This is a genomic window from Actinomyces gerencseriae DSM 6844, from assembly GCF_000429265.1.
GTDB lineage: Bacteria > Actinomycetota > Actinomycetes > Actinomycetales > Actinomycetaceae > Actinomyces > Actinomyces gerencseriae.
Map to the genome: position 1 here is coordinate 172,278 of NZ_KE386871.1, position 18,338 is coordinate 190,615.

The following is an 18,338-nucleotide window of genomic DNA, read 5'->3' on the forward strand; positions in this document are numbered from 1 at the left end:
ACCGCCCCGGGCCGTCGGCCCACCGCCATCTTCAAGGACCATCGATGACCCCCTCCAACGACCCCCTGGTCGCCGGACCCGATGAGCGGGTCGAGAGCGCCCCCGGCCTGCTCGCCCTGGGCTCCTACCTGCGACGGGGCCGACCCAGCTCGGACGCCCGGCGCCTCTTCCTGACCGGCGGGCGCGAGGCGGACGCCTTCTACCGGCACCGGTGGAGCCACGACAAGATGGTCCACTCCACCCACGGGGTCAACTGCACCGGCTCGTGCGCCTGGGAGGTCTACGTCACCGACGGCATCATCACCTGGGAGAAGCAGATCACCGACTACCCCACCACGGGCCCGGACATGCCCGAGTACGAGCCCCGCGGCTGCCCGCGCGGCGCGGCCTTCTCCTGGTACACCTACTCCCCCACCCGCATCCGCTACCCCTACGTGCGCTCGGCCCTGCTGGACGCCTTCCGCGCCGCGAAGTCCGCCAACGGCGGAGACCCGGTGGCCGCCTGGGCGCGGGTCACCGGCGACCCCGCGACCTCCCGGGCCTACAAGTCGGCCCGCGGCAGGGGCGGCATGGTGCGCGTGGGCTGGGACGACGCCATGGAGATCATCGCCGCCGCCTACGTCCACACGATCCGCACCTGGGGCCCCGACCGCTGCGCCGGCTTCTCCGTCATCCCGGCCATGTCCATGCTCTCCTACGGCGCCGGAGGACGCTTCCACGAGCTCATCGGCGGCACCATGCTGTCCTTCTACGACTGGTACGCCGACCTGCCCCCGGCCAGCCCGCAGGTCTTCGGCGACCAGACCGACGTCCCCGAGGCGGGCGACTGGTACAACTCCCAGTACCTCATCATGTGGGGCTCGAACGTGCCGCTGACGCGCACTCCCGACGCCCACTTCATGACCGAGGCCCGCTACCACGGGCAGAAGGTCGTGGCGGTCTCCCCCGACTACGCGGACAACACCAAGTTCGCCGACCAGTGGCTGCGCGTGGCCCCGGGCACCGACGGCGCCATGGCGATGGCCATGGGGCACGTCATCCTCAAGGAGTTCCACGTCGGCCGCCACGAGCCGTTCTTCATCGACTACATGCGCCGCTGCACCGACTCCCCCTTCCTGCTGGAGCTGGACGCCTCGCCCGACGGCACCGGGTACGTGCCCGGCCGCTTCCTCACCGCCGACTCCATTCCGGGCGCGGCCGAGGGGATGCCCCGGAACGACTTCCGCCCCCTGGTGTGGGACCGCGAGCGCGGCCCGGCCGACCCCGGCGGGACCCTGGCCGACCGCTTCACCCCTGAGGGCGAGGGCAGGTGGAACCTCCTCATGGAGGACGTCGCCCCGATCATGAGCATCGCCGAGCTGGCGACCACCGCCGTCCCCGTCGACGGCGTCGAGGTGCTGCTGCCCCGCTTCGACCTGCCCGGCTCCACCACCCCCGCCGGCAGCGCGGGCGGCGGCGTCATGCGCCGCGGCGTGCCCGCCACCCGCCTGCCCGACGGCCGTCTGGTGACCACCGTCTACGACCTGCTGCTGGCCGACTACGGCGTGGAGCGGGCGGGCCTGCCGGGCCGGTGGCCCGCGGACTACCACGACGCCACCGCTCCCGGCACCCCGGCGTGGGCGGCCGAGCTCACCGGCGTGCCGGGGCCGGCCATGATCCGCGTCGCCCGCGAGTTCGCCACCAACGCCGTCGAGTCCAAGGGCCGCTCCCAGATCCTCATGGGCGCCGGCATCAACCACTACTACCACGCCGATGAGATCTACCGCGCGATCCTGGCGCTGACGTCCATGTGCGGCACCCAGGGGGTCAACGGCGGCGGCTGGGCCCATTACGTGGGCCAGGAGAAGGTCCGGCCCATCGCCGGCTGGGCGCAGTACGCCTTCGCCCTGGACTGGCAGCGGCCGGCCCGCCAGATGATCTCCACCGGCTTCTGGTACCTGACCACCGATCAGTGGCGCTACGACGACACCCCCGCGGAGCGCCTCGCCTCCCCGCTGGGGCCGGGGACGCTCGCCGGCAAGACGGTCTCGGACACCATGGTCGAGGCCATGAGGCGGGGCTGGACCCCGTCCTACCCGACGTTCAACCGCAGCCCCCTGCTGCTGGGCCAGCAGGCCAGGCAGGCCGGCATGAGCCCCGCGGACTACGTCGTCGACCAGCTGTCCCGCGGCGAGCTGCGCTTCGCGGCGGAGGATCCGGACGCCCCGGAGAACGTCCCCCGCATCCTGGCGTCCTGGCGCACCAACCTGCTGGGAAGCTCGGCCAAGGGCACCGAGTTCTTCCTGCGTCACATGGTGGGCGCGGGGGGCGACGTCAATGCCGCCGAGACTCCCCCCGGACGCCGCCCGACCTCCATGACGTGGCGGGACCCGGCCCCCGAGGGCAAGCTCGACCTCATGTGGACGGCCGACTTCCGCAACACCTCCACCACGCTGCACTCCGACGTCGTCCTGCCGGCCGCCACCTGGTACGAGAAGTACGACCTGTCCACCACGGACATGCACCCCTTCATCCACTCCTTCAACGCGGCCATCGACCCGCCCTGGGAGGCCCGCAGCGACTTCGACATCTACCGCCGGCTCGCCGCCATGGTCAGCGCCTGGGCACCGCAGTACCTGGGCGCCCAGACCGACGTCATCGCCGTGCCGCTGACCCACGACACCCCCGACGCCATGACCATGGCGCACGGGGACGTCTCCTCGCTCCCGCAGCGGTGGGTACCGGGGGTGACCATGCCCCGGCTCGTGGCCGTCGAGCGCGACTACACCCAGATCCTCAACAAGTTCGACACGATCGGACCACTGGTGGAGAAGCCGGGCATCCCGGCCAAGGGCATCATGCTCGTCGCCGACGAGGAGATGGACGAGCTGCGCCGCGCCCACGGCACCGGTCGTGGGGCGGGAGCGGACCGCCCGCTCATCGACACGCCGATCAGAGCCGGCGACGCCGTCATGCGCATGTCCGGCGCGACCAACGGCCGCCTGGCCACCCAGGGATGGAGGACGCTGTCCAAGCGCACGGGCACCCCGCTGATCGAGCTGAGCGAGGAGGAGGCCGGCAGGCGGATCACCTTCGCCGACACCCGGATCAGGCCGCAGCCGGTCATCACCACGCCCGAGTGGTCGGGATCCGAGCACGGGGGCCGGCGCTACAGCGCCTTCGTCGTCAACGTCGAGCACGCCAAGCCGTGGCACACCCTGACCGGCCGCATGCACTACTACCTCGACCACGACTGGATGCGGGACATGGGCGAGTCCCTTCCCGTCTTCCGGCCGCCGCTGGACTTCGCCTCCCTGTACGGCGAGGCCGCGCCGGGATCGGTGTCCACCTCGCGGGCCGGCACCGCGCAGGTGGCGGTGCGCTATCTGACGGTCCACAACAAGTGGGCGATCCACTCCCAGTACTACGACAACCTCCACATGCTCACCCTGGGCCGCGGCGGCCAGACCATCTGGATGAGCCCGGCCGACGCCGACAAGATCGGGGTCGGGGACAACGAGTGGGTCGAGGCCTGCAACCGCAACGGCGTCGTGGCGGCACGCGCCATCGTCTCCCACCGCATCCCGGAGGGCACCGTCTTCATGCACCACGCCCAGGAGCGCACCATGAACACCCCGCTGACCGAGTCCAGCGGGCGCCGGGGCGGCACGCACAACTCGCTGACCCGCATCGTGCTCAAGCCGAGCCACTTCGCGGGCGGCTACGCGCAGCTGTCCTACGCCTTCAACTACATCGGCCCCACCGGCAACAACCGCGACGAGGTCACCCTCATCCGTCGTCGCAGCAACCAGGAGGTGACCTTCTGATGAAGGTGATGGCCCAGATCGCGATGGTGATGAACCTCGACAAGTGCATCGGCTGCCACACCTGCTCGGTGACGTGCAAGCAGGCGTGGACGAATCGCGAGGGCACCGAGTACATGTGGTTCAACAACGTCGAGACCCGCCCGGGCGTCGGCTACCCCAGGGGCTGGGAGGACCAGGAGCGGTGGAGGGGCGGCTGGACCCGCACCCGCAACGGGCGCCTGGTGCCCCGCTCCGGCGGGCGCCTGCGCCGCCTCGCCCGGATCTTCGCCAACCCGGACATGCCGGGCGTCGAGGACTACTACGAGCCGTGGACCTACGAGTACGACCGCCTGCTCTCGGCCCCCAGGGACTCCCCCGCCCTCCCGGTGGCCCGGGCGCGGTCCCAGCTCACGGGCGAGTACATGCCCACCATCGCCTGGGGGCCGAACTGGGACGACGACCTGGGCGGATCCACCGAGACCCTGGCGGAGGACCCGGTCCTGACGAGCATGGGCGAGAAGGTGCAGCACCGGATCGACCAGACCTTCATGTTCTACCTGCCGCGCATCTGCGAGCACTGCCTCAACCCGACCTGCGTGTCGGCCTGCCCGTCGGGGGCCATGTACAAGCGCGCGGAGGACGGCATCGTGCTGGTGGATCAGGACGCCTGCCGCGGCTGGCGCATGTGCGTGTCGGCCTGCCCGTACAAGAAGGTCTACTTCAACCACGCCACCGGCAAGGCCGAGAAGTGCACGCTGTGCTACCCGCGTCTGGAGATCGGTCAGCCGACCGTCTGCTCCGAGACGTGCGTCGGCCGTCTGCGCTACCTGGGGGTCCTGCTCTACGACGCCGATCGCGTCTCGCAGGCCGCCGCCGTCGAGGATCCGCAGGACCTGTACGCGGCCCAGCGGGAGATCCTCCTGGACCCGCGTGACCCCGAGGTCATCAGGGCCGCTCGCGACGAGGGCGTCCCCGAGACCTGGATCATCGCGGCCCGGGACTCCCCCGTCTGGGACCTCATCGAGACCTACGAGGTGGCCCTGCCGCTGCACCCCGAGTACCGGACCATGCCCATGGTGTGGTACATCCCGCCGCTGAGCCCGGTCGTCGACGAGGTCGCGGCCGCGGGCCTGGACGGCGAGGACCACAGGGTGCTGCTGACGGCCGTCTCCGAGATGCGCATCCCGCTGGAGTACCTCGCCGGGCTGTTCACGGCCGGGGACACGGGCCCGGTCGAGCTCGCCCTGCGCCGCCTGGCCGCCATGCGCTCGCACATGCGCGAGGTGCGCCTGGGCCGCCGGGCCCACCCGGCCATCGCCGCCTCCGTCGGCATGAGCGGGGAGGAGCTGGAGTCCATGTACCGCCTGCTGGCCATCGCCAAGTACGACGACCGGTACGTCATCCCCACCTCCAAGCCCGAGATCCCCCGCGGCATGGAGGCCATGGGCGAGGACGCGCGCACGCTGCTGGGCGAGGGCGCCCCGGCCGGCTGCCACTCCGACGTCGCCTCCTTCCACTCCTCCCAGGGGAGGCCGGGCTCCGCCCCGGTGCTCCTGCCGATACCAACGGTGCGCCGCGAGCCGGTGCCGGCCGCGGGCCCGGGCCCGTCCGAAGCGGGCTCCTCCGACGGGGGCCGCTGATCCATGGCCCGCGGAATGATCTCCATGCCCCCCTTCGTACGAGCACCGCGTCCGCTGACGGCCCCCGAGCGGGTCGAGCTCACGGCCTCCCAGCGGGCGACGACCCACATGGCGGCGTCCCTGCTGCTGGACTACCCGGTCGAGGACTCCCTGAGCGCGCGCCTGGAGGCGGTCACCGCCGCCCTGGTCGGCCCCGAGGCCCCGCCCGCGGCGGTGGCCGCCCCCGTCGAGGAGTTCATGGCCACGGCCCGCTCCTGGGGGGAGCGCGTCCTGGCGGAGCACTACGTGGAGACCTTCGACCGGCGCCGGCGCTGCTGCCTGTACCTGACCTACTACGCGGTGGGCGACACCCGTCACCGCGGGGCGGCGCTGCTGGCCTTCAAGCAGGCGCTCGCGGCGGCCGGCTACGAGTTGACGACCGACGAGCTGCCCGACTACCTGCCGGTGGTGCTGGAGCTCTCCGCGCGCAGCGGCGATGAGATCGCGCAGACTCTGCTGTCGAGTCATCGCGAGGGCATCGAGGTGCTGCGCAGCGCACTCGTCGACGCCGGATCCCCCTACTCCCGCCTCGTGGAGGCGGTCTCCATGACCCTGCCCGAGATCGACGCCGCCACCGCCGACCGGGTACGGGCGCTGGTGGCGGCCGGGCCCCCCGTCGAGACCGTCGGGGTGACCGACACGCTGCCCTTCCCCTCCGCGCCGGTCGCTCCGATCGGCGCGGCGGCCGGCATCATCGCCAACCCCGCCGACCCCGTCCATTCCGTTCCTCCCGCGGCACCCGCCCGGAGCAACTCCCAGGAGCCCCGATCATGAGCGCCTTCGAGCAGTACGTCCTGTGGATCGCTCTGCCGTACGCATCGCTCCTCCTCCTGGGCGCCGGCCTGGTGTGGCGCTACCGCAACGACCAGTTCGGCTGGACGAGCCGGTCCTCCCAGTGGAACGAGTCGCGGATCCTGCGCTGGTCCTCCCCGCTGTTCCATCTCGGCATCCTGCTCGTGGCCGCCGGCCACGGCATGGGCCTGGGGGTCCCCAAGGCCTGGACCGAGGCGGCCGGCATCCCCGAGCACATCTACCATCTCATGGCGGTCGTTCCCGGCACGCTGGCCGGCGTCATGACGCTGACGGGTCTGGGCGGCCTGCTCTACCGGCGCATCGTGATCAAGTCGGTGCGCCTGGCGACGACGACCAACGACAGGATCATGTACGTCCTCCTGCTCGTGCCGATCTGCCTGGGGGCGTGGGCGACGGTCTCCACCCAGCTGCTGGGGGGTCTGCACGGCGGCTACGACTACCGCGAGACCATCAGCCCGTGGTTCCGCTCGATCCTCCTGCTGAACCCGCGGCCCGAACTCATGGCGGACGTGCCGACGGCGTTCAAGCTGCACATCGTGGCCGGCCTGCTGCTCTTCGCCATCTGGCCCTTCACCCGGCTGGTCCACGTCGTGAGCGCGCCCCTGGGCTACGTGACCCGACCCTACGTCGTCTACCGCTCGCGGACGGGCGCGACGGCGACCACCGCTCCGCGCCGCGGATGGGGGCCCGTGCGCACCCAGGGCACCGGCAACCAGGGCTCCGACGACGTCGCCCCCTCGCAAGGGGCCTGACCCCGCCGCGGACGCCCCCTCCTCGCCGAGATCGGTCCGGTTCCGCGCCGAGATCGGTCCAGTTCCGGCTCGAGATCGGTCCGGCGACGCCCTCATCGGTGGGGCGCTGCGAACCGCCGCAATCTTCGGGCACCCAACATCATGGTCTTCTCCCTCCGCCCGCACCGTGCGATCCTGGACCGACCAGCCACTATCCATGACCCGACCATGGCATCCACGGCCCGACGCCGAGTCGGCACCGACCAGCGCCCGGTCGGCCGGGGCGGGCTCCCCCGCAACGGAGCCCCTGACGAAAGGACCCGCTCATGCGCGTCCGCCGCCGCGCAGCCCTCACCGTCGTCGCCCTCCTATCCGCCATCTCACTGGCGGCCTGCGGCGGCTCGCCCTCCCGGAGCTCCACCGGGGCATCCTCCGACGACGCCGCCTCCGGCGCGGTCAGCGGTGAGATCACTGTCTTCGCGGCCGCCTCGCTGCAGAAGGCCTACGAGGAGATCAGCACCTCCTTCCAGGAGGCCAACCCCGGATCCTCCGTCACCTTCGACTTCCAGGGCTCCCAGGACCTCGTCTCCAACCTGGCCGAGGGCTCGACGGCCGACGTGCTGGCCACCGCGGACACCAGGACCATGGACGACGCCGCCGGCGGAGGGCTCGTGGGCGAGCAGCGGGAGTTCGCCACCAACGTCCTGAGCATCATCGTGCCCGAGGGCAATCCCGCCGGCATCACCGGCTTCGACGAGTCCCTGAACGCCGAGGGCGTCAACCTCGTCATCTGCGACGACCAGGCCGGCGTCCCCTGCGGCACCGCCACCAGGGAGATGGAGGAGGCCACCGGCGTCACCCTCCATCCGGCCTCGGAGGAGACCAAGGTCTCCAGCGTGCAGGAGAAGGTCGAGTCCGGCGAGGCCGACGCCGGCATCGTCTACGCCACGAACGCCGCCAGCGCCAAGGGCACGGAGGAGATCACGATCCCCGATCACGGCATCGTCAACCACTATCCGATCGCCACGACCGCCTCCGCGTCGAACCCGGCCGGAGGAAGGGCCTTCGTCGACTTCGTGCTGTCCGACAAGGGCCGGGAGATCCTGGCCAAGTACGGCTTCGGCGCCCCCTCCGACTCCTCCGCCGCCCCGACGTCGGCGGCGGCGCCCGCCGAGGAAGCCACCGAGAACGGCTGAGGCGGCCGACCCGCGCCCCGTCGCGGGACTCGCGTCCGGACCCGTGCCCGGCCCGGACGCGGTCTCGCGGACGTGATGAGACCCACGACATGACAGGCTTCGCCACGTGACACTCCGCGCCTCCCCCGACCCGGCCGGGTCCGGTCACGGGCCCGCCCCCGCCCGCACCGGCGAGCACCGGAACCGCTCGCGCGCCGCGCGAGCCCCCCTTCCGCTGCCCGTGCTCGCGCTCGGGGCGCTGGGCGCCTGCGTCATCCTCCTGCCCTTCGTCGGCCTGGGCACGCGCGTGGCCTGGACCGAGCTGCCGACGCTGCTGGCCTCCCGGTCGGCGACCCGCGCGCTCGGCCTGTCCCTGCGCACCTGCCTGGTCGCCACCGCCGTCTCAGTGAGCCTCGGCGTGCCGCTGGCGCTCCTGCTGGCGCGGCAGTGGCCCGGTGTGCGAGTGGGCCGCGTGCTCGCCGTGCTGCCGATGACCATGCCACCGGTGGTGGCGGGAATCGCCCTGCTGGCGACCCTGGGCAGGCGGGGACTGCTCGGAGGGGCCCTGGAGGTCCTGGGCGTGCAGATCCCCTTCACGACCGCAGCCGTCGTCATCGCCCAGGTCTTCGTGTCCATGCCCTACCTCGTGGTCACCCTCGAGGCCGCGCTGCGCAGTCGCGACACCCGTGCCGAGACCATCGCCCGCACCCTGGGGGCGGGCCCGTGGCGGATCCTGACGCGCATCACCCTGCCGCTGGCGGCACCGGCACTGGTCCGCGGAACGGCGCTCGCCCTGGGGCGGAGCCTGGGAGAGTTCGGGGCGACCATCGCCTTCGCCGGTTCCAAGGAGGGCGTCACCCGCACCATGCCGCTGGCGATCTACCTGGAGAGGGAGAGCGACACGGCCGTGTCCCTGGCACTGGCGACGCTGCTCATCGTCCTGTCCCTCCTCGTCGTGGGGGCCACCAACGTGCGCTGGAGCGCCCTGACGGGCGACCGCCGTCCGGACCGGGGCGCGGCGCCGGCCGTGAAGGAGGCCAGGGAGACCGGGAAGACCGGAGGCACGGGGGAATCCGCCCGTGACGAGTCCACCGCCCCCGCGGAACTCGCGCACGAGGGCGGCGGACTCGGCCGAGAGCTGAGGGTCTCATTCCGCCTGAGCGCGCGCGACGTCGCCGTCGACCTCTCCGTCCGAGCCGGGCGCACCATGGCCCTCATCGGCCCCAACGGCTCGGGCAAGTCCACGGTATGCGCGGTGGTGGCCGGCCTGCTGGATGCCGAGGAGGGCCGGGTGGTCCTCGGCGAGCGGGTCCTGGACGGTCCCGAGAGCTTCGTGCCCGCGGGCCGCCGCGAGGCGGCCCTGCTGGGTCAGGACCCGGGAGTCTTCACCCACATGTCGGTCCTGAGCAACGTGGCCTTCGCTCTGCGCTGCCGGGGCGCGAGTCGCTCGGCGGCCCGGAGCCGCGCCAGGTCCGAGCTGGCCGCCGTCGGAGCGGCGCACCTGGCATCCCGCTCCGGCGGTGCCCTCTCCGGGGGCCAGGCGGCCCGCGTGGCCCTGGCGCGCGCCCTGGTCACCGCCCCGCGCCTACTGCTCCTCGACGAGCCGATGTCGGCCCTGGACGTCACCGCCCGTCGGGAGATGCGCGCCCTGATCGCCCGCCGCACCGCCGAGAGGGGGATCACGACCCTGCTGGTCACCCACGACGTCCTGGACATCACAGCCCTGGCCGACGACGTCGTCGTCCTGGAGGGCGGCCGAGTGGCGGAGCGGGGGACCGCGGCGGACGTGCTCGCCGAACCGGTCTCCGACTTCGCCGCCGGACTCACCGGCACCGGGGTCCTGACCGGGCGTCTGGACGGCGATGCCCTCGCCCCGGCGCTGTCGCTGCCGGGGGGAGGGGCGATCCACGGGCGCCCCCGGGACGGGGGAGACGGCGACGGGGGCCGCATGAGCACCGCCGAGGACGGGACCACCGGGCGGGAGGCCCGCGGGGAACCGGACCCCGGCGCCCCCGGCATCGCCCTGGTGCCGCCGGACGCGGTGGCCCTGTACCGGCGGCCGCCCCGGGGCTCCCCCCGCAACGTCCTGGCGGGTCGGGTCGTCGGGGTGGAGCGGGCCGGCGCCCTGGTGAGCGTGGAGGTGCGACTGGCCTGCGGCCAGGCCGTCCGCGCGGCCGTCACGGCCGGCGCCGTCGCCGACATGGGCATCGACGTCGGCCAGGAGCTGTGGTGCGCCATCAAGGCCGTCGCGGTCCGCATCCTGCCCCGCCGCGGACCGGGCGGACGGGCCCCCGCCGGGCGGACGGGCGCCGACTGAACCGGATCGGACGGCCGGGCCGTCGACTCAGTCGCCCCCGCCCAGTCGCCCCGGGCGCTCGGAGGGGATCACGAGCAGCCAGACGAGGTACATCCCGCCGCAGGCCGCGCTGAGCAGCCCCACCGGGATCTGGAAGGGGGCGAGCAGGCGCTGCGCCAGCAGGTCGGCCCCGGCCAGGACGAAGGCGCCCATGGCCGCCGAGGCCACCATGGTGATTCCGGCGGCCCGACTCACCCGCCGCGCCAGCTGCGGGGCCGCCAGGGCCAGGAAGCCGATCGGCCCGGACACGGCCACGCACACGGCGGCGAGCACGACGCCGTAGCCGAGCATGGCCCCGCGCACCCGGACAGTGCTCAGTCCCAGGCTGGTGGCGGCGTCATCGCCGAGCTCCAGGACGCCGGCGGGCCGCGCGAGCCGGACGACCGGGGGCACGAGCACCGCCGCCGCCAGCGCCAGCGGGCGCACCTGGGCCCACGTGATGGCGTTGAGCGAGCCGTACTGCCAGGCCTTGGCCACCTCGGCGTCCTGGATGGTGGCCCGCGAGACCAGGTAGTCGTTGGTGGCCGACAGCACCTCGGACAGGGCGATGCCCGCCAGCACCAGGGCCTCCCCTCCGATGCCGCGCCGCAGCGCCACCAGGACGACGGCGGCCGCGGTGGCGAACCCGCCCAGGATCGTGCCCGTGGCGATCTGAAGAGTGGTGGAGGCGGTGCTCAGGAGGATGACCACCAGCCCCCCGGTGGAGGCGCCGGTGGTGAAGCCGACGATGTCGGGGCTGCCCAGAGGGTTGCGGGACAGACTCTGGAAGATGGCGCCGGACAGCGCCAGCATCGCCCCCACGAGCACGGCCGCGGTCGCCCGCGGCAGGCGCTGGTCGATCACGATGAAGCGGTCCGTGGCACCAGCGGGACCGTCAGTGCCCTGACCGCCCAGGACGCGCAGGGCGTCGACGGGGGAGATCTCGTAGGTCCCGGTGAGAACCGTCACGATCACGACGGCCAGGGCCGCCGCCACCAGGAGGACGGTCGCCACGAGGGCCCGACGGTGGAGCAGGAGGGCGCGTCCGGACCCCAGGGCCAGGCGCTGCTGGGAGGCCGGCGGGCCCTGGCGGTGAGGGCCGGCGGGGGGACCGGCGCCGACGGCCGCCCCGCCGGAGCCCCGGGGCTCCCGCCGCTCCCGGGAGCCCCGCGGGCCCGGGCTCATCGTCTGCGATGACCGAGACCCTGCGCCGCGGCGGCCGGGAGCCCCGCGGGCCCGGGCTCATCACGTCCCCACTCCTGTGCGACGGATCACCATGGCGAGCAGCACGGGGCCGCCGATGAAGGCGGTGACGACCCCGGCCTCCAACTCATCGGGACGGATGAGGAGCCTCCCCGTGATGTCGGCGGCCAGAAGCAGGACCGGCCCGGCGACGAGGGAGGCCGTCAGCAGCCGCCGCTGGTCCGCGCCCAGCGCCAGGCGCAGCACCTGGGGCACCACCAGTCCGACGAAGGAGATGGGGCCGACGGCGGCCGTCGATGCGCCGCACAGGAGCGTGATGGCGACCAGGGCGAGCAGGCGCGCGCGTGCGGGACTGACGCCCAGGGCCCTCGCCTGCTCCTCCCCCAGGGCCAGCGCGTTGAGGGTCAGTCCCGAGACCAGGGCCAGCAGCAGGCCGACGGCGAGGAAGGGCCAGACCCGCGCCAGCAGGCCCGCATCGCGCTCCTCGAGGGAGCCCACCACCCAGAAGCGGTAGGAGTCGAAGGCCCTGGTGTCGTACATGGTGATGGTGCCGGTGATGGCGTGGAGGCTGGCGCCCAGGGCCACCCCCGCCAGCACGAGGCGGGAGGGGCCGGCGTCGGCGCTGCGCCGGGCCATGAGATGGACCAGGATGGCGGCGAGGGCGGCGCCCGCGAAGGCGAACCAGAGGTGGCCGCGCACATCGGCGACTCCCAGTGCGGTGATGGACAGCACCACGGCCAGGGAGGCGCCCGCATTGACGCCGAGTATTCCGGGCTCCGCCAGCGGATTGCGCGTCAGGGCCTGCATGACGACGCCGGCCACGGCCAGACAGGCCCCGACGGCGATGGCCAGGACGGTGCGAGGCATGCGCAGTCGCCAGACGATGACGGAGTCGACGGTTCCCCGTCCGGGGCCCACCAGGCCGCTCCAGGCCTCGCCCAGAGTCAGGCCGCGGGAGCCGACGGCGAGGCTGACCAGCCCCAGCAGAGCCAGCAGAACCAGGCATATCAGCAATGCGCCGGCGGTGCGCGCACCGGCTCCGGGCCCGCCGAGGGACGCGCTCGCACGACCCATCCTCATCACCCCGCATCACCGCCCTCATCACCGCGGACGTCCCGCAGCGGTTCTCGACGGCTCTCCCGGACGCCCCGGCGGGGCGCCCCGGACGCGATCTTGACCACTTTCTCCCCACCTCCTCCGGATGTATTCTTGATGAGAACGGTACACCTGAGGTTAGCCTCAGCGTATGATCATGTTCCGCAGCCGTCGCTGCACTCGCCGTTCCGTCCTGTCCCTGGCGGGTCTGGCCGCCACCGCGCCGATCCTGGCCGCCTGCTCCTCCGGGGGCGCCGGTGGCGCGTCGTCCGGCTCCGCGGATCCCTCCCGGGCCGCCGACGACGGCGCCCCCTCGGTTCCGACGGGCGTCCCCGACGGCATGGGCTCGGGCCAGGGGGACGGCGTCTTCCCCCGCACGGTCGTGCACTTCCAGGGCAGCACGGAGCTCAAGGCGGCCCCCACCAAGGTGGTCATCACCGGTACCGGTCAGCTCGACGCCGCCCTCGCCCTGGAGCTCGTCCCGGTGGGCTCCACGGCCGGAGACGGCGCCGAGTTGGTCCCGGACTACCTCGCCGAGGCCTTTCCGCAGCACGCCGACGCCCTGTCCTCGATGACGAACGTCGGCAAGCGCACGGCTCCCGACGTCGAGGCGATCGCCAACCTCTCCCCCGATCTCATCCTCATGAACAGCTCCGGCAAGGACGCGGCCTCCCTCTACACCTCCCTGTCCAACATCGCCCCCACGGTGGCCACACAGGGCAGAGGCACCAACTGGAAGCAGGACTACCTGCTCATGGCGGACGCACTGGGCAAGCCGGGCACCGCCCAGGCCTGGCTGGACGCCTTCCACACCGACGCGGCCGAGGCCGGGCGGTCCATCGACAGGGCGGCCACGATCTCCCTGCTGCGCAGGGACGGGGACCGCATACGCATCTTCGGGGCCATCTCCTTCGCCGGCTCGGTCCTGGCCGACATGGGCGCGGCCCGCCCCGAGAGCCAGCGATTCACCGACGACGTCTCCCAGGACGTCTCCGCCGAGAAGCTCGACCAGGCCGACGGCGACTGGCTCCTCTACGGGGTCCAGGGCGGACAGGCCTCCGCGCTGACCTCCATGGACCTGTGGCCCACGCTGACGGCCGTCTCCGAGAACCGCGCGGTCCAGGTCGATGACGATCCCTTCTTCCTCAACGCGGGCCCGACGGCGGCCCGCACGGTGCTCACGACGGTCTCCGAGACGGTGAAGGGGTAGCCGGTCGTGCCCCCGGCGCCCCCGCCGGACCCCCGGAGCGCCCCGACAGGACTGAGCGCCCAGGGCATCCGCCTGGCCTACCACCCGGCCCACCCCGTCATCGAGAACCTGAGCACGGCGATCACGCCGGGCGCGGTGACGATGATCGTGGGCCCCAACGCCTGCGGGAAGTCCACGCTGCTGCGGGCCCTGAGCCGAGTCCTCTCCCCCGGCTCGGGGCGGGTGGTCCTCGACGGCCGCGACATCGCGACCCTGTCCCCCAAGCAGGTGGCGCGGCGCGTGGGCATGCTGGCGCAGTCGTCGATCGCGCCGCCCGGCATCACCGTGCACGAGCTGGTGGCGCGCGGGCGCTACCCCCACCAGTCGATCCTGCACCAGTGGTCCGCCCGTGACGACGAGGCGGTCAGCGAGGCGATGGAGCGCACCGATGTGAGCGCCCTGGCGACCCGCCGGGTCGCATCCCTGTCCGGCGGGCAGCGCCAGCGCGTGTGGATCGCGATGGCTCTGGCCCAGCGCACCGGCGTCCTCCTGCTGGACGAGCCCACCACCTATCTGGACCTGGTCCACCAGGTCGACGTCCTGGAGCTGTTCCACGAGCTCAACACCGACCTGGGAACCACGATCGTGGCGGTGCTCCACGACCTGAACCAGGCCTGCCGGTACGGCGACGAGATCATCGCCATGCGCGCGGGCGCCATCCTGGCCCACGGCGCCCCCGAGGACGTGATCACCGCCGAGCTGGTGGAGGACGTCTTCGGCCTGCCGGTGGAGATCATCGCCGATCCCCTCACCGGCACCCTTCTGGTCCTGCCCCGGCCGCGCGGGACGATCGGGGCTTCGGCTGATAGCGATCGGGATGGTCCTGGGAGTGCCTGGGACGGCGCCCGCACGGCTCGTAGGCTCAAGGCAACAGCGCCCGAGCACCACCGGGCGCGGGTAATGGAGGATCCCATGAGCACCGCAACCCCGCTTCTGCCCACCACGATGCGCGGCGTCGTCATGCACGCCCCCGGGGACGTGCGCGTCGAGGACCGCGAGGTCCCGCGCGTCATCGAGCCCACCGACGCCGTCCTGAAGATCGAGGTCGCCTGCATCTGCGGCTCCGATCTGTGGCCCTACCGGGGCATCCAGCCCGTCGACGAGGCCCGTCCCATGGGGCACGAGTACGTCGGCACCGTCGTCGAGGTCGGCGACGACGTCAAGAACATCGAGGTCGGCGACTTCGTCGTCGGCTCCTTCTGCATCAGCGACAACACCTGCGAGATCTGCGCGGACGGCTTCCAGTCCCGCTGCGCCAACGGCGGTTTCATGAGCGACACGCAGTCGCAGTACACGCGCGTGCCCCAGGCCGACGGCACTCTCGTCGTCGTCCCCGGGGGCAGGCCCGAGGACCCGGAGATCATGGCCTCGCTCCTGGCCGCCTCCGACGTGCTGGGCACCGGCTGGTTCGGGGCCGTGGCCGCTCACGCCGGCCCCGGCAGGACCATCGCGGTGGTCGGCGACGGCGCCGTGGGCCTGTCCGCCGTCCTGGCCGCCAAGGCCCTCGGCAGCGAGCGGGTCATCGCCTTCTCCCGCCACGAGGACCGCGCTCGGCTCGCCCGCGAGTTCGGCGCCGACGTCGTCGTCGCCGAGCGCGGCGAGGAGGGCGCCGCCAAGGTCAAGGAGCTCACCGGGGGCTACGGGGCCCACGGAGTCGTCGAGGCCGTCGGCAACCAGGTGTCCATGGACCAGGCCATCGCCTCGTGCCGGCCCGGCGGGCACGTCGGCTACGTCGGCGTGGCCCATGGCGTGAGCCTGAACGGGCAGCGGCTCTTCTTCGCCGAGGTCAGCATGCTGGGCGGCCCCGCCCCCGTGCGCCGCTTCCTGCCCGACCTCATCGACCGCATCCTCAAGCGCGAGATCGACCCGGGCAAGGTCTTCACCCTGCGCCTGCCCCTGGAGGAGGCGGCCGAGGGCTACAAGGCGATGGACGAGCGCCGCGCCATCAAGGTGCTGCTGGAGGTCTGAGCCCCGGCCCGGCCCCGGACCCCGGCCCGGCCCCGGACCGCCGCGGACGTCATGAGCGCCCGCGACGGCCCGGGACCGCGTGCGCCGTCCCGCGCGCGACGGCCGGGGCGGCCCGCAGCGCGCCACCAGCCCGCGAAGGCCCTCGGAAGGTCGCGGAGAATCTCGGAACCGCCGCTACCGTGGTGCCATGACCGACGCCACGACCGACGCCACGACCGAGACCGCCTCCCCATCCCCGGCCGGCGAGCGCCGCTGGCGCGACGACCTGCACCTGGCCCACACGATCGCGGATCAGGTCGATCCCCTGACCCGGGGCCACTTCGAGGCCCAGGACGTCGAGGTCGAGACCAAGCCGGATCTGACCCCGGTCACCGCCGCCGACCGGGAGGCGGAGCGCCTCATCCGCGACTACCTGTCGCGCGCGCGCACCCGCGACTCGGTGCTCGGCGAGGAGTTCGGGGTGACGGGTCACTCGCCGCGCCAGTGGATCATCGATCCGATCGACGGGACGAAGAACTTCGTGCGCGGGGTGCCCGTGTGGGCGACCCTCATCAGCCTGGTGGAGGACGGAAGGGTCGTCGTCGGCCTGGCCTCCGCGCCCGCACTGGGCAAGCGCTGGTGGGCGGTCGCAGGGGGCGGCGCGTGGAGCGGACGGTCCCTGGCGCTCGCCCATCGGCTGCACGTGTCCGGTGTGACGGCCCTGGAGGACGCCTCCCTGTCCTACTCCTCCCTGTCCGGCTGGGCGGAGCGCAGGCGGCTGCGCGGCATGCTCTCGCTCATGCAGAGCTGCTGGCGCACACGCGCCTACGGCGACTTCTGGTCCTACATGCTGCTGGCCTCCGGCGCGGTCGACCTGGCGGTCGAGCCCGAGCTCGAGGTCTACGACATGGCAGCACTCGTTCCGATGGTCACCGAGGCGGGCGGGCGCTTCACCTCGCTGACGGGCGAGCCCGGCCCCTGGGGCGGCGACGCCGTGGCCACCAACGGCCCGCTGCACGACGCCGTCCTCGCCCGGCTCGCCGCCGAGACCGACTGAAACCGGCCGGCACCGGGGCGGAACGGGCCCGACGTCGGCCCGGCGCCCGCTCGAGGCCGGGACGAGAACCGATCGCGGGCCGACTCCGCGCGCTCACGGCCCTCCCGGTGGTTCCTGCCAGCGGCGTGCTAACCGTCGCCGGCTCCGCGCGCTCACGGCCCCCGCCCCATCGAGCAGGGTGACGAGCGGGCGACGGGACCGTGACGCGGCGAGACGGCGAGTGGAACTGCGAGACGCGGCGGCGCGCCGACACAGCGGCGCAGTGAGACTAAGGCCAACGCCGCAGACCTGTCAGCACCGCGTCACGGCACGATAACCTTCGGGCGACCCCATCCGCCCTCATCCTGGGAGACCCATGAGCTGGCTGCACGCCGTCATCCTCGGCATCGTCGAGGGCATCACCGAGTTCCTGCCCGTCTCCTCGACGGGCCACCTCAACATCGTCGAGAAGCTCCTCGGCTACGACATCGACGGGAAGGGCATCACCGCCTTCACCGCCGTCATCCAGATCGGGGCGATCCTGGCCGCCGTCATCTACTTCTGGGGCGACATCGTGCGCATCGTGGCGGCCTGGTTCAGGGGACTGACGAACCAGAGCGCGCGGAGCGACCCCGACTACACGCTGGGCTGGGGCATCATCCTGGGCTCGATCCCGGTCGCGGTCGTGGGGCTGGTCCTCAAGGACTTCATCGAGGTCACGGCCCGCTCCCTGTGGGTGATCGCCGGCGCGCTCATCATCTGGAGCGCCGTCATGTGGTTCGCCGACCAGCAGTCCGACGGCCCGACGGGCGCCACTCACGCCTCGGCCGGCAAGGGCATGAGCCAGGTCAGCGTCAAGGACGCCCTCATCATCGGCGCCTTCCAGGCCCTCTCCCCCGTCCTCCCGGGCATCTCCCGCTCCGGCGCCACGATCTCCGCCGGCCTCTTCCTGCGCTTCGACCGCGTGACCGCCACGCGGCTGTCCTTCTTCATGGGCATCCCCGCCCTCATCGCCGCGGGCCTGCTCGAGGCCGTGACCGCGGCGGGGGACATCGCCGACGGCATCGGATGGCCCGCCACCGGCATCGCCACCGTCGTCTCGGGCCTGGTGGCCTACGCGACGATCGCCTGGCTGCTGAAGTTCGTCTCCTCCAACAAGTTCACCGGCTTCCTCGTCTACCGCGTGGTGCTGGGCGCGATCATCATCGCGCTCGTCGCCTCCAGCACGATCACAGCCTGATCCCCGATCCGATCGATCGGCCTGATCCCGGGGCCGCGCCGCAGCCCGTG

The 18,338-nt window shown here is 72.8% G+C and carries 12 protein-coding genes and 1 pseudogene; 11 read left to right on the top strand and 2 right to left on the bottom strand.

Features of this window, described 5'->3' with window-relative positions:
- The first annotated feature begins 44 nt into the window (after window positions 1-44).
- From G448_RS0110295 to modB, 6 genes are all read left to right on the top strand, one after another.
- On the top strand, window positions 45-3,806 hold the full coding sequence (locus G448_RS0110295) for a nitrate reductase subunit alpha (RefSeq protein WP_026407901.1): 3,762 nt from the start codon (window positions 45-47) through the stop codon (window positions 3,804-3,806).
- Window positions 3,806-5,425: a nitrate reductase subunit beta gene (gene narH / locus G448_RS16225; protein WP_051268907.1), complete on the top strand. Its 1,620-nt coding sequence runs from the start codon at window positions 3,806-3,808 to the stop codon at window positions 5,423-5,425. The genes G448_RS0110295 and narH overlap by 1 nt, the downstream gene beginning before the upstream one ends.
- A 24-nt stretch (window positions 5,426-5,449) precedes the next feature.
- On the top strand, window positions 5,450-6,238 hold the full coding sequence (gene narJ / locus G448_RS0110305) for a nitrate reductase molybdenum cofactor assembly chaperone (RefSeq protein ID WP_026407902.1): 789 nt from the start codon (window positions 5,450-5,452) through the stop codon (window positions 6,236-6,238).
- Entirely contained in the window at window positions 6,235-7,029 is a 795-nt protein-coding gene (gene narI, locus G448_RS0110310; protein ID WP_026407903.1) for a respiratory nitrate reductase subunit gamma, read from the top strand. Before narJ ends, narI begins: the two co-directional genes overlap by 4 nt.
- 305 nt (window positions 7,030-7,334) lie before the next feature.
- Window positions 7,335-8,204: a molybdate ABC transporter substrate-binding protein gene (gene modA, locus G448_RS16230; protein ID WP_034495048.1), complete on the top strand. Its 870-nt coding sequence runs from the start codon at window positions 7,335-7,337 to the stop codon at window positions 8,202-8,204.
- Between the two features lie 220 nt (window positions 8,205-8,424).
- Window positions 8,425-10,500, top strand: coding sequence for a molybdate ABC transporter permease subunit (gene modB, locus G448_RS0110320; RefSeq protein ID WP_034495163.1), 2,076 nt, complete (start codon window positions 8,425-8,427; stop codon window positions 10,498-10,500).
- Window positions 10,501-10,527: 27 nt separating this feature from the next.
- Here modB and G448_RS0110325 read toward each other — a convergent pair whose 3' ends face one another.
- Both G448_RS0110325 and G448_RS16235 read right to left on the bottom strand, forming a co-directional pair.
- Window positions 10,528-11,703, bottom strand: coding sequence for a FecCD family ABC transporter permease (locus G448_RS0110325; RefSeq protein WP_026407905.1), 1,176 nt, complete (start codon window positions 11,701-11,703; stop codon window positions 10,528-10,530).
- Between the two features lie 60 nt (window positions 11,704-11,763).
- Window positions 11,764-12,801 carry a FecCD family ABC transporter permease gene (locus G448_RS16235; protein WP_084436655.1) on the bottom strand — a complete coding sequence of 346 codons (1,038 nt, stop codon included), beginning with the start codon at window positions 12,799-12,801 and terminating at the stop codon, window positions 11,764-11,766.
- A gap of 166 nt (window positions 12,802-12,967) precedes the next feature.
- Between G448_RS16235 and G448_RS0110335 the strand changes: the two genes are divergently transcribed.
- From G448_RS0110335 to G448_RS0110350, 5 genes and pseudogenes are all read left to right on the top strand, one after another.
- Window positions 12,968-14,026 (top strand): ABC transporter substrate-binding protein, encoded by a 1,059-nt coding sequence (locus G448_RS0110335; RefSeq protein ID WP_026407906.1) that lies wholly within the window; start codon window positions 12,968-12,970, stop codon window positions 14,024-14,026.
- Window positions 14,027-14,032: 6 nt separating this feature from the next.
- Window positions 14,033-14,854: pseudogene (locus G448_RS17700) on the top strand (ABC transporter ATP-binding protein); the annotation flags it as partial.
- A gap of 111 nt (window positions 14,855-14,965) precedes the next feature.
- Window positions 14,966-16,033: a zinc-dependent alcohol dehydrogenase family protein gene (locus G448_RS0110340; protein ID WP_034495168.1), complete on the top strand. Its 1,068-nt coding sequence runs from the start codon at window positions 14,966-14,968 to the stop codon at window positions 16,031-16,033.
- Between the two features lie 187 nt (window positions 16,034-16,220).
- Window positions 16,221-17,069 (top strand): histidinol-phosphatase, encoded by an 849-nt coding sequence (gene hisN, locus G448_RS0110345; protein ID WP_026407908.1) that lies wholly within the window; start codon window positions 16,221-16,223, stop codon window positions 17,067-17,069.
- A gap of 355 nt (window positions 17,070-17,424) precedes the next feature.
- Window positions 17,425-18,288 (top strand): undecaprenyl-diphosphate phosphatase, encoded by an 864-nt coding sequence (locus G448_RS0110350; RefSeq protein WP_026407909.1) that lies wholly within the window; start codon window positions 17,425-17,427, stop codon window positions 18,286-18,288.
- Window positions 18,289-18,338 lie beyond the last annotated feature (50 nt).